Source organism: Acidovorax sp. LjRoot38, assembly GCF_964252975.1.
GTDB lineage: Bacteria > Pseudomonadota > Gammaproteobacteria > Burkholderiales > Burkholderiaceae_C > Acidovorax > Acidovorax facilis.
Window position 1 is genome coordinate 170,244 of sequence record NZ_CAXUPT020000010.1, and the last position, 14,630, is coordinate 184,873.

17 protein-coding genes are annotated in these 14,630 nt (G+C 65.7%); 2 read left to right on the top strand and 15 right to left on the bottom strand.

Annotated elements, in window-relative coordinates:
* Positions 1–2 precede the first annotated feature (2 nt).
* The 15 genes from ACSQ22_RS18615 to ACSQ22_RS18685 all read right to left on the bottom strand — a co-directional run bounded on the left by ACSQ22_RS18615 (position 3) and on the right by ACSQ22_RS18685 (position 11,328).
* On the bottom strand, positions 3–2,249 hold the full coding sequence (locus ACSQ22_RS18615) for a hypothetical protein (protein WP_436131185.1): 2,247 nt from the start codon (positions 2,247–2,249) through the stop codon (positions 3–5).
* 5 nt (positions 2,250–2,254) lie between these two features.
* Positions 2,255–3,466 carry a phage tail protein gene (locus ACSQ22_RS18620; RefSeq protein ID WP_436131186.1) on the bottom strand — a complete coding sequence of 404 codons (1,212 nt, stop codon included), beginning with the start codon at positions 3,464–3,466 and terminating at the stop codon, positions 2,255–2,257.
* On the bottom strand, positions 3,459–4,400 hold the full coding sequence (locus tag ACSQ22_RS18625) for a baseplate assembly protein (RefSeq protein WP_436131187.1): 942 nt from the start codon (positions 4,398–4,400) through the stop codon (positions 3,459–3,461). The genes ACSQ22_RS18620 and ACSQ22_RS18625 overlap by 8 nt, the downstream gene beginning before the upstream one ends.
* Positions 4,397–4,747, bottom strand: a complete 351-nt coding sequence (locus tag ACSQ22_RS18630; protein ID WP_436131188.1) for a GPW/gp25 family protein — start codon at positions 4,745–4,747, stop codon at positions 4,397–4,399. The genes ACSQ22_RS18625 and ACSQ22_RS18630 overlap by 4 nt, the downstream gene beginning before the upstream one ends.
* On the bottom strand, positions 4,744–5,340 hold the full coding sequence (locus tag ACSQ22_RS18635; RefSeq protein ID WP_436131189.1) for a phage baseplate assembly protein V: 597 nt from the start codon (positions 5,338–5,340) through the stop codon (positions 4,744–4,746). Before ACSQ22_RS18635 ends, ACSQ22_RS18630 begins: the two co-directional genes overlap by 4 nt.
* Before the next feature lie 75 nt (positions 5,341–5,415).
* A complete protein-coding gene (locus ACSQ22_RS18640) occupies positions 5,416–5,883 on the bottom strand; it encodes a phage virion morphogenesis protein (protein WP_436131190.1) in 468 nt (155 codons plus the stop codon).
* 104 nt (positions 5,884–5,987) lie between these two features.
* On the bottom strand, positions 5,988–6,482 hold the full coding sequence (locus tag ACSQ22_RS18645; protein WP_436131191.1) for a phage tail protein: 495 nt from the start codon (positions 6,480–6,482) through the stop codon (positions 5,988–5,990).
* A complete protein-coding gene (locus ACSQ22_RS18650; protein ID WP_436131192.1) occupies positions 6,466–7,029 on the bottom strand; it encodes a DUF2514 family protein in 564 nt (187 codons plus the stop codon). Before ACSQ22_RS18650 ends, ACSQ22_RS18645 begins: the two co-directional genes overlap by 17 nt.
* On the bottom strand, positions 7,026–7,586 hold the full coding sequence (locus ACSQ22_RS18655; RefSeq protein ID WP_436131193.1) for a glycoside hydrolase family protein: 561 nt from the start codon (positions 7,584–7,586) through the stop codon (positions 7,026–7,028). The genes ACSQ22_RS18650 and ACSQ22_RS18655 overlap by 4 nt, the downstream gene beginning before the upstream one ends.
* Positions 7,583–7,813, bottom strand: coding sequence for a hypothetical protein (locus ACSQ22_RS18660; protein ID WP_436131194.1), 231 nt, complete (start codon positions 7,811–7,813; stop codon positions 7,583–7,585). Before ACSQ22_RS18660 ends, ACSQ22_RS18655 begins: the two co-directional genes overlap by 4 nt.
* Positions 7,814–7,819: 6 nt before the next feature.
* Entirely contained in the window at positions 7,820–8,023 is a 204-nt protein-coding gene (locus ACSQ22_RS18665) for a tail protein X (RefSeq protein ID WP_436131195.1), read from the bottom strand.
* Positions 8,023–8,487: a head completion/stabilization protein gene (locus ACSQ22_RS18670; protein ID WP_436131196.1), complete on the bottom strand. Its 465-nt coding sequence runs from the start codon at positions 8,485–8,487 to the stop codon at positions 8,023–8,025. The genes ACSQ22_RS18665 and ACSQ22_RS18670 overlap by 1 nt, the downstream gene beginning before the upstream one ends.
* A gap of 129 nt (positions 8,488–8,616) precedes the next feature.
* Complete coding sequence (gene gpM / locus ACSQ22_RS18675) at positions 8,617–9,327, bottom strand: phage terminase small subunit (protein WP_436131197.1); 711 nt, start codon at positions 9,325–9,327, stop codon at positions 8,617–8,619.
* Positions 9,328–9,427: 100 nt separating this feature from the next.
* Entirely contained in the window at positions 9,428–10,435 is a 1,008-nt protein-coding gene (locus ACSQ22_RS18680) for a phage major capsid protein, P2 family (RefSeq protein ID WP_436131198.1), read from the bottom strand.
* Positions 10,436–10,497: 62 nt separating this feature from the next.
* Positions 10,498–11,328 (bottom strand): GPO family capsid scaffolding protein, encoded by an 831-nt coding sequence (locus ACSQ22_RS18685; protein WP_436131199.1) that lies wholly within the window; start codon positions 11,326–11,328, stop codon positions 10,498–10,500.
* Between the two features lie 143 nt (positions 11,329–11,471).
* On the opposite strand from ACSQ22_RS18685, the gene ACSQ22_RS18690 reads away from it, so the two are divergent.
* Together ACSQ22_RS18690 and ACSQ22_RS18695 are read left to right on the top strand one after the other, a co-directional pair.
* Positions 11,472–13,373: a terminase large subunit domain-containing protein gene (locus ACSQ22_RS18690; protein ID WP_436131200.1), complete on the top strand. Its 1,902-nt coding sequence runs from the start codon at positions 11,472–11,474 to the stop codon at positions 13,371–13,373.
* Between the two features lie 2 nt (positions 13,374–13,375).
* Entirely contained in the window at positions 13,376–14,446 is a 1,071-nt protein-coding gene (locus ACSQ22_RS18695; RefSeq protein WP_436131201.1) for a phage portal protein, read from the top strand.
* Positions 14,447–14,630 lie beyond the last annotated feature (184 nt).

Here is a 14,630-nt window from a genome sequence, read left to right on the forward strand (position 1 = left end):
GCTTACAGCGCCAGGTCGTAGCGCTCGGCCACGTGCCAGGGGTTGGCGCCCGTGACGCCCGCGCCGTCGATGCGGATGCGGTACGCGCCGGTATTGGCGCCCAGGGCAAACCGGAACTCGCGCCACAGGCTGCGGCCGTCCACGATTTCATCGCGGTGCGATGTGGCGGCCACCGTGGCGGCGCCCACGATCAGGCGGCAGTCCACGGTGTGGCCAGCGGCGGCGCTGAAGTCTTCGAGCAGCAGCCGCACCCGGATGGTTTGCGATGGGGTGCCCAACAGGCGGCTGGTGCTGACGTGCACAAAGGCCGTGCCGCGCCGCCGCACCGTGACCTGGGCATTGCCAGGGCGAACGGCGGGCATCAGGTCTTGGGTGCCGATGAACACTGCGCGCAGGGGCACCAGGGCCGCCCCACCGAAGGCGGGCGGGGTATCGGGCGTGACGGGGCGCCACAGGCCGCCCGTCTGGTATTCCCACACCAGGCGGCAACCGGCCGGCACGGCGCTGTCATAGAGCAAGTCAAGCTCTTGCACACCGCCCGCAAGCTGCAGCGGCTGCATCTGCACCACTGCGCGGGGCGAAACGAACCGGGCGAAGTTCAGGCGCAGCATCAGGTCGCGCTCGGCGGCCTGGGTGAAGTAAGCGCCGTCTTGCGTGTACATCAGAATGCCCTGGGTGTATTCAGTGCCCTCGGTAAAGCCCACGCGGTGGCCTGCGCCAGTTACCAGCGCCACGGCGTAGCGCTTGCCAGCCTCCACCAGCAGCGGGTCGGGCAAGGCCACCTTGAGCCACCCGGCCGTCACAGAACCCGGCGCCAGGGTGGCGCGAGAAAGCACCTTTTCCATATCGGGCTGGCCCAGGGCGGCCTCGGTCACCAGCACGGTGAGGCCCCCGGCCGCGTCGGCGCTGGTCACAAAGATTTCAACGCTTGTGAGCCAGCCCGTTTGCGCCATGAGCACGGTTTGCGCGAGCACGGAGCCCTGCACCACGTAGTTGGTGGTCACCATGTCCCAATAGGGTTCTTCCCAGCGGTCCACCCACATGCGCGTGACGCGCAGGAACTGGTGGTCGATGTTGGCCCGCGCTTGGTCGGCCGGGTCCACCGTCCACACTTCATCGCCACGGCGCAGGATGCCGGTAACCGGGTCGTAAACACCGGATTTCCAGAAGGCGCTATTGGTGCAGTAGGTGAGCGTTTCGCCGGTGCGCACGCGCTCGCGGCTCATGGTCTTTTGCACCGCGTTCAGGGTCTGGTATTGGTATTGATTGATGGCCAGCTCGCCCGCCCGGTTCTCCATGCGCAGGCGGGTGACTTCATCGAACGCGGGCAGCATCAGCCCGGCCGCGCTGGTGCGGGCCTCGGGGTCCATGGGGTTGAGTAGCGACAGGGTGCCGGTCTGCTGCGCAGCGATGGGCGGCCGGATGCCCTCGAATGCGTCGGCGCTGTAGGCCGCGTGGGCGGTGTCGCTTTCGTCGGTGTCCAGGAAGTGGTCGGCACCGTAGAACACGTAATCGTCGGGAATCTCCCCGCGCTCCTTGAGCTTGGCCACGTCCCGGCCCAGCTGGGCCACGTGTTCCAGGCTGGCGCGGGTGGACAGGTCCGAAGCCAGGCCCGCGATATCGCTCATGATGTGGGCGATGCGCGGCTCGGCGCCCAGAATCCAGCCCTCTGCCGTGCGCAAGCGGGCATCCACGCGCTGCAGGTTGGGAAGGCGGCGGCCTTCGGCCAGCACCACCTCTTGCACGCCGGTTGGAGACAGGCGCACATGCGCGATCAGCGTGTACCCGGTGGGCGGCTCGGGGCGCTCAGGGGTTGGGGACTCCAGGCCCTGGGCAATGTGCACGGTGGCCACGCGGCGGCGCTGCATGGCCACGGCCTCGGGTTCCACCTCGCGGGTTTGCAGGTCGATGAGGAAGTCACGCGGCTCGATGCCGGTGTCTTCTTCCTGGCCAAACACGCTGACGGCCACCCACTTTTGATCCTGCAAAGGGAGCATGGCGAACACGGATTGCACCTGTGCAACGTCCAGCGCGTACACCTTGCCCGTGGGGCCGTCATACAGGCGGCCCACGGCCACTTCCAGCTCGGTGGCGCTGCGGCCGGACACGGTCAGGCCCACAAACTGGCGCTCGCTGGTGATGGCATCGCTGACGATGTGGCGGCGGGCTTCGTCGCCCCATGCCTGGGTGTTGTTGAGGTCGGCGGCCTGCAGCTCTTGGCGGTCGCGGTAGATGACGCTTTTTTCCATGGGGTTCAGCTCCTGTTGATGGTTTGGCCTGCCAGCACGGCACCGGCCTTGTGGATGCGGCTGGCGCGCGCCGTGGCATGCAACCGCGTACGCACCAGCACCTTGTCGTGGGCCGCCCGTGCCCAGTCCATGGCGTCCAGGGCGGGGGCCATGCGCTCGCGGGCGCCACCGGCCGAAAGCGCGGCATTCATGGCGCTGCCCGCCATGGCAAAGGGCTGGCGCCGCTCGGGCATGCGCACGTGGGCCAGGGCGATAAAGGGCGGGCTCGATAGGCGGGTGAAGCCCAGGTACGCGGGGCCGTGCTTGGGCACGTTGGCCACGGCGGGGTCGTGCAGGCGAATGCGGGCGCACATGCGCCGGGCGCTGTCGCTGCGCACCGTGAAGCCCGCGAGGGGCAGGCCCGCACACAGCACATGCGGGCGCGGTGCGCGCTCGGCCACGGGTTCGGCATCGGGTGAGAGGGGCGCCAGGGATGGGGCCATTTGTTTCAGCGTGAGCAGCTGCAGGCGCTCGCGGTAGTTCACGGTCTTCACGCGCCAGTAGCGGGTGTATGCGTCGGCGCGGCTCAACACACCGGCCAGCGGCTGGCCCACGTGCTGGCCACGGGCCACGGCGCGGCGGGCCAGGTCCACCGTGGCGGTGTGCTCTTGGTCCATGGCGCTCCAGCCGTTGGTGGTGAGTGGCAACACCTGGCCGGTGGGGTAGCGGATTTCTGCGCGCACGGCAGAGCGAGCCATGGCGGTGGTGCGTGTGGGTGGCTCGGCCTGGGCGCCCACAAAGCCGCTGCCCAGCATCAGGCCTTCGCAGGGTGCCCGCTCGCGCTGGCTGTAGATGCGCATTTCTGGGTGAGCGGCCAGCCACTTTGCGCGGCTCTCACCGTCCCAAAAGCCCAGGAAGGTTTTGGCGGGCGGCATTTCTAGCCGCTCGATGCGGGCACCTGCAAGGCGGGCCAGTTCGCGCAGGCCGCGCGGGGTGCCGATGAGGGCATGCAAGCGTGGGCTGGCCTTGATGACGGCGCGGCGCTCGGCCTCGCCCTGGGGCCACACGGGCACATCCTCGGCCAGGCCCATGTGCGGCAGCAGATGGGCGGGGATGCGCGCGGGATCTTGCAACGTCGAAAGCGCAGAGTCGCCCACGGTCCACGGCCCCATGGCAGACGATGCCGCGCGCTCCAGGGGCGTGGCGTTGGGCGGTAGCAGGTGGTGGCGGTCAGTCATGGCGCGCCTGTGGTGTGACTGTGATGGACGTGATGACGGGCACTTCACCGGCACCGGCCGTAATGTCGGCGGCGGGGGTGGCCAGCACCGCGTCGCGGATGCCCTCGCCCATGAGGGCGGCCACCAGGGCCGCGCGCGTCACGTCCACGCGGAACGCTGCGCGCAGGCCGAGCTGGCGCACGCGCTGGGCGGCAGCTGCGGCCAGCACGGCGCCATCGGGGCCGGGCGGGTGCACCAGGGTTGCGGCCACTGCCAGCGGCAGCACTCGGGCGGCTGTTACGTCCACATCCACCGTCAGGGGGCGCACGTCTTCGGCAAGCAGCGCGGCTTCGGTCTTGCCCACGATGGCGTCGCCTGCCACCGCAACCCGCCAGCACATGGAATTGGCGCCCGCCTGGGGGTGCTCGCCAAACAGGGCGCGGCCGATGGCTTGCTGCTGGGCGTCCACGTCTTCGACCCGTGCGGCCACGCGGGCCAGCAAGGACACCTTCACGCGGCCGGGGCGGTCGGCCCACACGTCCACCTGGCGCACGTCCACCGACACCGACAGCGCGCGCAAGCGCCAGCTTGTCGGGCTTCCAGCGGCCGACAGTGCGTGGTAGCCCATCAGCACGCGCTCTTGCAAGCGTTCGTCATCTTCACCCGGCAGGCGCGCCAGGTCATAGCGGGCGGCCAGGTTGTCCAGATCGGTGCCCACGGCCCAGCCCAGCATGGTGGCGCTGGCCGCGTCATTGATGCGGGCGCGGATCAGCAGCTCGCGGTAGGCGGCCACCTGCAGCAGTTTGATGAGGGGTTCGCTTTCGAGGTCGATCACCTGGGCTGCATCGGGGTACAGGCGCAGCAGGTCGGCGCGCAGGCTGGCCAGCACGGTTTCGTAGTCGAGGGTTTCGACCACGGCGGGGCGGGGCAGGGCGGACAGGTCGAGGGTGTTCATGCGGCGCGGCCCGTCACGGAAACATTCAAGGACAGCGGCCCCACGCGCCCGCGCTGGTCGTAGGTGCCGTGCAGGCGGAACAGCACGGCGCCGGGGCGGTCGGCCTCGCGCAAGGATTCGATGCGGGTCAGGCGAAAGCGGGGTTCCCAGCGCATCAAGGCGCTGGCCACGGCCGCATAGACGCGCACCTGGGTGGGCAGGTTGTCGGGGTGGTCGATCAGCTCGGGCACCAGCGAGCCGTATTCGCGGCGCATGACGCGCGAGCCGATGGGCGTGGTGAGGATGTCGCCCAGGGACTGGCGCAGGTGGTCCAGACCGGTGATGGATTGGCCGGTGGTGCGGTTCATAGGGGCGGGTCCGTTTCTTCGCCGCCGCGCTTCACTCCGGGGTGCAAGTGGTTCACCAGGCTGATGCCCTGAGCCAGCACATCGGGCGTTACCTTGAGCCCTTCGCCATTGAGCGTCGCGGTTCCGCCGCCTGCTTGCAGGGTGATTTCGTGCTCGGTGATGGTGATGCTGGAGCCCATGCACTGGATGTGGATGGACGCCATTGCCTCAAGGCGGAAATTGCCGTTGATGGCGTCGTGCTCCATGTACGCGCCGCCGCCGAAGTCCATGCGGAAAATCGCCGGGTTGTCGCTGGCCTGCGGGTTCGCGTCGCTGAAAGCGCCGGGCAGCACCATGGCGTTCGTGAGGTCGCCACCGGGCGCGAGCATCAGCACTTGTTCGCCCTTGACGGGCGGCCACCAGATGGCCCCGTTCTCGCCAGCTGCTCGCCCGGCTACCCAGGGTAGCCAGCCGGTGAGGATTTCACCGCAGCGGACTCGGCACCGCGCAGGCTTGCTGGTGCGCACTTCCTCAATGGTTCCCATGCGCGCCACGTTCTCCAGGCGGCGCAGGATTTCAAACGGGGATTCGGGTTGATCAATGGGGCGATCCATGCATTTGATGGTGCCCGCGCGTGCGCGAGAAAGCACGCACCCCATGCTGTGGGGGCGCTATGCACATTTCAAGAATCAGCCGCCTGCGAGGTGAGCTAGCAGGCGGTCCTGCAGCCGCTTGGTGAAGTCGTCGGAAATGCCCAGCAGCGGGCGCGCTGGGTAGTCGTATTGCGGCCCGCCAGGCTTAACGCTGTCGCGCAAGCCGAAGTGGTGCACGCGCGCTATGCGCTCGGTGCGGCCTGCAAAGCCCACCACCGCGTCGCCGCCCTCCACCTGGGCGCGCAGGTGTTTCGTGCCCGCCAGTTTGGCGAACATGGTTTGCGAGCGGCGGCCCTTGCGGATTTGCCCTTGCTGGTCGCGCAGTGCGTTCTTGCGCGGTGCCCAGGCTTCGCCATCGGGGCCGCGCTGGGCGCGGATGGTGGCGGCGTTCTCGCGGCGCAGTTCGCGCGCAATGTCCAGGGCGAGCTTGCGGCGCTCGGCATCTGTGAGGCGATCCAGCAGCGGCTGCAGCCAGCCTTCCAACTGGGCGAAGTCATCGGCCATGGGTCAACGCTCCCCACGCTGGCGGCCACGCACCCAGCGGCGCCAGCGGCCACGGATGCGCTGGTATCCCTCCCACACCAAAAAGCAGAGGGTGAACAGGTATTTCATCGGGGGGCGTAGTCCCAGGTGGCCAGCTTTTCGTCGCGCAGGAACACTTCCCAATGCTCGGCCTGCAGGATCGCCAGCGGTGGCGGTGGTTCCTTGGGGTGGATCAGGTCCAACGCACCGGCCGGGCCGTTGGCACGCGGGCGGGCGATAACGCGCTCTGTCAGCTCCAGCTCGATCTGCAGGTCGATGGCCTTGGCGTTCAGATACTCGGCCTCGAAACGGATGGCGCGGGCGCGGCGCTCGGGGTTGTCGAACACCTCGGGCTGATTGCGCTTCATCCAGCCCACCAACGGGGCCATGACGGCATCGGCGTGGCCCGCATAGTCCATCAGCAGCGCGCGCAGGGTGTAGGCGTACTCAAACGACAGCGAGTCGGTGCCGGTGTGCATGACCCGGCCGCCCGTGATGAAGATGGCGAGTTTCTGCGGGTCTTTCTTGAGCGCAGGCAATGCCTTGGTCAGCGTCTCGCGCAGGCTATTCGGTTTCTCCATTCTGGGTTGCCTCCATCATTGCGCGGGCGCTGTCGTAGGCACGCTCGCAGGCAAGGCCACGGGTGCGGGAAGTGTCAGCAATGTGCGCGAGTTCTCCCGCTCTGTCGTCTGCGCTTCGGAGCATGTCGGCAAGCAGATCGGCGGGGCCGGTGTCTGGCGCGCACTGGCCGGCAGCGGCGCGAGCCTGGGCGGCGGTACGGTGCTGGGTGAGGTAGTGGGCAAGGTCGCGCTGCATCCGGTTGCGAGCATCAACAGCGCGAGCGCGGCCAGCATCAGCAGCAATAAGGGCGGCTTGTGCAGCGGTGTCGGTTTGGGCGATTTCGTCACGGTGTTTTCCTTCCAGGGTGCGGTTGCGTTCTGAGGTCCTGAAGGCCATGCGCGCGGCGGTGGCGCGCTCGGTCTGCAAGGTGGCTTCGGTGTGGGCGGTTTCGAGCTTGGCTTCTGCCAGGCGTAAGGTCTGCATCACCAGGGCGAAGCCCAAGCCCAGGCCCAAGGCGATGGCGGTGTATTTCCAGGCGCTGGCGCGCAGGGTGGCAAGTGCTGTCATTGCATCGCCATGCAGTCCGCATGCCTCTTTTGTTGCCGGGTCCAAACGCCTTTGCAGCCCTGCGGCCCCCAGGTCTGTGGCAAGCGGCAGTCGCGCCCGGCCTGAAACCGCCACTGGGGCAGGGCTTCGCACGCGCGCAGGTGGTCGCCAGCCAGCAGGTGGCGGCGCATGGAGCTGGCGCGCCAATTGCCGATGCCGTACTGGCCCACAAAGTCCAGATACAGGTCGTATTCCCCTGGGTACAGCAGGACACCGGGCAGGCTGGCCTTGAACTTGGCTTCTTCTTCGCTGTGCAGGGCACGCGCCAGCTGCGCGGCCCGCTGGCGGGTGATGGGCGGATCGGACAGGCGAACGGGTGTGCCGTCTTCGTAGCGGGTGGAGCCGTGGCCGATGGTGGGCACGTCGCCCGCCGTGGGGATGTAGGCGTGGTGCACCACGGTGCCATCACTCCGCGCGCTGGTGGGGCCATCGCCTTCGCTCGCCTTCCATGTTGCGAAGCCTGCGGCCGATAGTGATAGCAGTGCTACTGCGATGCGCTGGCGGGTGCTTGTGCTCATTCCTGAACCTCGCATTCGTTGCGCTTGGCATTTCGGTCCTCGCGTTCGTTGTGCCACTTCCAGGCCAAGTACGCAATTTGCAGCACCAGATAGATGCACGTCAGGGTGGTGATTGGGCTCAGGGTAAAAAAGCCACCGTCTTGTTTCGCCGCTACGGCAACGGGGGGCGATGCCTTCATGGCCTCCACGCCCACGGCCTTGGCGATGTTGCTTGGGGTGTCGCTCATGGTGATTTAGTCCCACAGATTGATGGTTTGTTTTTGGGTTCGCTTGGGCGGGACAACGATTTGCACCACGGCGCCAGCGGGCAGGCGCGGCCCCAGCTTGGCCAGGCCGGGGTTTGCGGCCAGCGTGGCCTCCACCACCTCGGCCGTGGCGCCAGTGGTGCGGCGGCACAGTTCGTCCAGCATTTCGTGCTGTTGGGCAACCGCGCGCATCAGATCAGCTCCACTGTGGTGCGCGGCCGGCCCAGCAAGTCGGAGATTGCCCACCGGAGCTTGCGGCGGTGTTCGTCCACCTTGGCTTCGATGCGCTCGCGGATGCGTTCGGTTTTGCTGTCGTTGTGCGGCGTGGTGTCGGTTTCTCGGTACGCCTCGGCCAGATCGGCCTGCACGTGCGCATGGATGGCGCGCAGGTAGCGGCCAGCCTGGCGTCCGTCCCCGGCCACGCCCAGCGAGGCCGCTCCCAGGGCGATCTGCTCGGCCATATAGCTGCGCAGCTCGCCGTTTACCGTGTCGATGGCGCTTTCGATGGCTTCGGCCAGGCGCGCGGCAGTCACGGTGCCGTCCAGCAGGCAGGCCTCGCGGACCTTGGGCGCTTCGATGGCTGGGAACCACGGGTCGTTTTCAACCTGTGCGTCTTCGGCTTCGATGGGCGGATTGGCGGTGGCGATGAACGACATGGGGGGCTTCGTGCTGGCAGTGTTTGAAGGGGTGGCGGTGGCCCAGGGCGTCGGAGTGGTGCACGGGTGTGCGCTCTCTGCCCTGGGGCCGCCACGGGTGCGGGGTACGCTCGGGTCGCAGCGGCTTTGTTACTTCGCCTGGGGTTTGGCCAGGCGGCGTTCCAGCCGCTCGATGTCTTTTTTCACACCGGCTCGGGTGTCCAGCTCCATGGCCCGCTGCAGCAGTGGCAACGCTTCCTTGCACGCCTTGAGGGTGCGGGTGGCCATGTCCACATCGTGGCTGCCGGTTTTGCCTAGCACGGCCCAGCCTGCGGCCTTGTACAGCTTGCTTTTGGCCTGGTCGGGTGTGTCGGCCTGGTCGGTCAGCGCCATGGCCTTGGCTGCCACCTGCAGTGCATCTGCGCCGCTGAGCTTGCCGGCGAGGATGGCTTCGGCCACTTCGTCCTGCACGATGGTGGGCAGATTGCGGTTGTACTGGTCTGGCGGCTTGATGCCGCTGGCGAGCGCGTATTCCGCAATCTCCAGTGCTCGGGTGTAGTTGCCTGCGTCGATGTGCCACACCAGCACCGTGGCCAGCACATCATCCTGGGTGCCTGGCCGGGCTTGCAGTACCCCGTCCACATAGGCGTCGTACTCCGGAAGCATGGCCCGCTTTGCCTCGATCTTCCGTTCCACGCTGTGCATGTCCTTCAGGCGCAGGCGGTGCTGGTGCAGTTGCGCCAGCTGTAGTTCGTAGGCAGTGCCCACGGTCTGGCCGTGGGCGTTGTCGGCTTCGTGCTGCGCGGCCTGCTGCGATGCAAGGCTGTGCATGCGGTGCCGTTGGGCTGGTGTCTGTCGCATAGCTGGTGTTCCCCGTGCTTCTTGTCGGTGCTGTGGCCGTCGGCTTGCAAATAGCGGCTCCCTTTTTTAGGAGCGGCTATTTGCGGCCGGCTGCTGCGCGTCAGTCCTGCAGCTCGATGTTTTCGATCAGGCAGGATTTGCCCAGGTCTTCGATCACGAATGCGTCGTTGCTGCTCTCGAAAGTCTCGATGCGGTCACGCTTGGGGTTGTCGATCACCGCGCGGCGGCGGCTGCCGTCCTGGTAGTAGATGGACAGGTTTTTCAGGCTGGTGATGAGGATGGCATTGGGCTTCATGTAGGGCACGGTGATGCCCTGTTTGCCGCCCAGGCGGCGCTGGCTGCGCACGATGTCGGCGGCCAGCATTTCCGTGGGGGCGGTCTGGCCGTCCACCAGAGGGAACAGCTTGTCATGCATGAGGCCACGGCCGACGATGGCTACAAGGTCGCCCGCTTCGGCGTGCCATGCGTCCAGCAGCGATTCGGTGGCGTCGTACACCAGTCCATCCAGCGTCTTGTAGTCGCCAGTAGCGCCCACCACCACCTTGCCGGCAGTAGCGCCGTGGTCCATGACGCGCTCTGGCGCGTTGTCGCGCAGGTACTGCAGCCAGCCCTTGTTCACGTCCTGCAGTAACGGGTTCGTGACGCGGTTGGTGTTGGCCGCAACGCTGGTGCCGTTGAAACCGATCATGATGCGGTCCAGCGCGCATTGCTGCTGGATGGCGCGCGACAGGCGCAGCTGGAAGTCCGGGAACTTTGCCCACATGTCCAGCGTGGCGTAGCGCACGTGCGTGTCGTAGTTGGTTTGCACGCATTGGTAGCCCTGGCCGCCCAGCGATGCGGCATCGCGCGTGGTGCGATCCCCCGCGGTGGTGTCGGTGCGGCTGGCCACCGGGCCGTCAGTGCCGATGCCGATCTTCTGGCCCTGCATTTCGTCCACCGGGTAGATGCCGATGGATTTCAGGAACTCGCTGCTTTCCTGAATGCGGCTTTCCAGCTTTTGCTGCACGCTGGGCGTGACAGTGAACATTTGCGCGGCCGACTCCACGCCGTTGAGCGTGGCCAGCTGTGCGAGGTAGGCGGAAAAATGCTTGCGGGTTGGGTTCTTCATGGTCTGTCCCTTGGGTTTGTTTCTGGTTTGCGGTGTCTTGTGTGGTGCGTGGTGGTGCTGGCTCAGCAGTCGGCCAGCACGGCGCCTTCGGTGCCGGTGGCTTCGGGGCGCCCTGCGGTGTTGCCGTCTTGCGCGCTGAGCTTCACGGTCAGTTCGTTGAACTTCTTTTCGAGCGCAGAGAGCTCGCCCGCCAGCTTCTCGCGGGCGGCTTTCTCGGCGGCGAGTTCTTTGGACTGGTGTTGAATGGCGGCATCAGCTGCGCCCAGCACTTCCAGCGTCTTGGTAGCGAATACGTCGGTGGTTTCTGGCGTGGGCTTGGGTGCAGTGATGCCGCTCAAGTTTTTCAGCATGTCGCTGAATTTGGTGATGAGCGTGGACGCGATGCTTTCGGCGTCGCCTTCCAGGCCCAGTTCGGTTTCGACAGCGGCGGAGAACAGTGCGCCTTCGCTGTGCTTCTTGCCCTTGAATGGACTGGCGTCGGGGTTGCCCGCCGCGAACTTCAGCACCTCAGTGCCCAGGCTGGCGGGGGAGTCGGTGACAGCCAGGCCGGTCAGATAGGCTTCGCCGGACTTCGCAAAGTTCGGGTCCACCTCGATGCTGGTGTAAATCTTCTGCTTGGCCTTGTTCATGGCCACCAGAGCCGGCAATGCTTCGATCTGCGCGAACAGCGCCAGCTTGCCGTCTTCCACAGTGCGCGATTCCACGGCCAGCACGTCGCCCAGCGCGGCAAAGGAGCTTTCGGGCAGCATGCCGCGCATGTGTTCCAGCCACACGCGGGGACCGTACTTTTCGCGGTTGAAGTTTTTGGCCATCTGCTCGATCCAGCTGCGCTGAATTTCGCGGCCGTCAGTGGTGGCGCCTTCGGTGGCTACGCGGAAAAACTTGGATGGCATGGTGCGGCTTTCGTGCGGTGAGTTGATCTACCGCCTATGTTCCGCATGCCTTGCACTGGCCGCAATTTGTGCGCGCTGTGGCTGCGCGAATCACATTTTCCCGTTGCTGCTTTCCGCGCGCGCGCGGCAGACACTGGCAGCCCATGACGAGCAAAGCCGCCACCAAACCAGCCACCGCAGCCAAGCCCAGGCGCACGGTCAGCGCCGTGCGCAACACGGGCAGCGCTGCACAGAAGGCCATCACCAGCCGTGCCAAGGCCATCTTCAAAGACGCTCAGCCGGGCGGTGAGACCAGCCCGGTGGATGGCGGCGCAGGTGTGCGCCGTGAAGCGCGGGCGCTGTTCTGGATGGGCTGGAAGCTCTCACACATCGCGGAGCACCTGAGTGTGCCGCGTGGCACGCTGCACGGCTGGTGCAAGGCCGAAAAGTGGCAGGACACACCCGCAGCGCAGCGCGTGGAGTACGCGCTGGAGGCGCGGCTTTCAACGCTGATCGCCAAGGACGTGAAGACGGGCGGCGACTTCAAGGAAATCGACCTGCTGGGCCGCCAGCTTGAGCGCCTGGCCCGCATTGGCAAGTACGAACGCACGGGGCGTGAATCCGATTTGAACCCGGCGATTGAGGCGCGCAACGCAGGGCCGAAGAAGTCGCGCGGCAAAAACTTCCTGTCAGAGGAACAGGTGGAACAGCTGAAAAGCGCTTTCCTCGATTCGCTGTTCAAGTACCAGCTGGGCTGGTGGCAGAGCAGCCAGCAGCGCACGCGGGCCATTCTCAAAAGCCGCCAGATCGGTGCCACTTGGTACTTTGCGCGGGAGGCGCTGATAGATGCGCTAGAGACTGGGCGAAACCAGATTTTCCTGTCCGCCAGCAAGGCACAGGCGCACATCTTCAAACAGTACATCTGCGCGTTCGTGCACGAAGTGACGGGCGTGGAGTTGAAGGGCGATCCGATCATCCTGGCGAACGGCGCCACGCTCTATTTCCTGGGCAGCAATGCACGCACGGCGCAGGGCTACCACGGCAACTTCTATTTCGATGAGTTCTTTTGGACGCAGGACTTTGAGCGGCTTAACAAGGTCGCCAGCGGCATGGCCATGCACAAGAAGTGGCGCAAGACCTACTTCTCCACGCCATCCAGCATCCAGCACGCGGCCTATGCATTCTGGTCGGGCCTGCGGGTCAAGAAGAAGTCCAGGATTGAAGTGGACTTGACGCACGCGCGCCTGGCCGGCGGCTTTACTGGCGAGGATCGGGTGTGGCGCAACATCGTCACGATCATGGATGCCCTGGCGGGCGGCTGTGACCTGTTCGACCTTGAAGAACTCAAGCTGGAGTATTCCGATGCGGAGTTCGCCAACCTGCTGATGTGCGGGTTTGTCGATGATTCGTTCTCGGTCTTCCCCCTCTCGATGCTGCAGCCCTGCATGGTGGACAGCTGGGAGCTGTGGTCCGACTTCAAGCCGTTCAGCCAGCGGCCCTATGGCTGGCTGCCGGTGTGGGTGGGCTATGACCCCAGCCACACCGGTGACAACGCCGGCCTGGTGGTGGTGGCCCAGCCCACCAAGCCGGGCGGGGCGCTGCGCGTGCTGCACACGCAGCAGTTCAAGGGCATGGACTTTGAAGCGCAGGCCAAGGCTATCAAGACCATCACCGAACGCTTCAACGTAACCGGCATGACGGTGGACACCACGGGCATCGGGCAGGGCGTCTATCAGCTGGTACAGAAGTTCTACCCCGCCGTGCGCGGCATCAACTACAGCGTGGACAGCAAAACCATGCTCGTGCTCAAGGCGCAACAGGTAATCAATGCGGGGCGGCTGGAGTTTGACGCCGGCAACAAGGAGCTGGCCACCAGCTTCATGGCCATCAAACGCGAGATGACGGCCAGCGGGCGAAACGTGACGTATGCGGCAGGGCGCAGCGAAGAAACCGGCCACTCTGATCTGGCCTGGGCGACGATGAACGCGCTCAGCCACGAGCCCTTGGAAACGGGCACAGACCTGGCCACGCCACAGGGCCAATCCTTCCTTGTTATCTCTGACTGACCATGACAAAACGCAATCGCCGCGCGCATGCGCACCACGCCCCCACGCCCTCTGCTGTGCCAGCCGTTACTGCGGCTCCACCACAGGCCCAGGCGTTCAGCTTTGACCTGGGCGAGCCTGAGCCGGTGCTGGGTGGCCGCTCCGCGCTGCTGGAGTATGCGGAGTGCCTGCAATGCGGCGACTGGTACGAGCCGCCTGTGAGCCTGGCGGCCCTGGCTCGCCTGCTGCGTGTGGGGGCGCACCATGAATCGGCCCTGCGGTTCAAAGTCAATGTGCTGGTCAGCACCTTCATCCCGTCGCAGTCGCTCAGCGCCGAAGCCTTCGGCGGCTTCGCTCTCGATTACATGGTGCTGGGCAATGCCTATTTGGAGCGGCGCCGCAACCGGCTGGGCGAACTGCTGGAGCTACGCCACGCCTTGGGCAAGTACACCCGGCGCGGCCTAGAGGCGGGTCGCTTCTTCTTCGTCACTGACCTGCAGAGCCCGCACGAATTCCCACGCCACGCTGTGTTCCAGCTGCGCGAACAGGACATTCACCAGGAAATCTATGGCCTGCCGCCATACCTAGGCGCGCTGCAGTCGGCCATGCTCAACGAATCGGCCACGCTGTTCCGGCGCCGCTACTACAACAACGGCAGCCACGCCGGCTTCATCCTGTACGTGACCGATGCCGCGCAGTCCCAGGGCGATGTGGACAGGATGCGCGAGCAGCTCACAAAGACCAAAGGCGTTGGCAACTTCAAGAACCTTTTCTACTACGCGCCCAACGGGAAGAAGGAGGGCATCCAGCTGATTCCCATCAGCGAGGTGGCCGCCAAGGATGACTTCCTGAACATCAAGAATGTTAGCCGTGACGATGTGCTGGCCGCCCACCGCGTGCCACCCCAGCTGATGGGCATGCTGCCCAACAACGTGGGCGGCTTTGGTGACGTAGAGAAAGCAGCGATGGTGTTTGCCCGCAATGAGATCGCACCTTTGCAAACACGCATGGCGCACGCCATTAACACCTGGGCAAGCACTACAGTTTGCCGCTTCAAGCCCTACGTTCTGGAAGATGCGTCTCGAATTGACTAGAGACCGTGGCGGGTAGAGCGAATCTAGGCGCTTGGTGCATGCCTCATGGGACCGCTCCACTTGAAACTCTGCAAAACTTCGTGCAAAAGCGCGGACAAAGTGTTCATAGTTGACGGCGAAATTTCCACCTCACCGTAGTGCCCGTCACTCTTGGTACACCCAAGCCGATTTCCAGAGAGAGTGT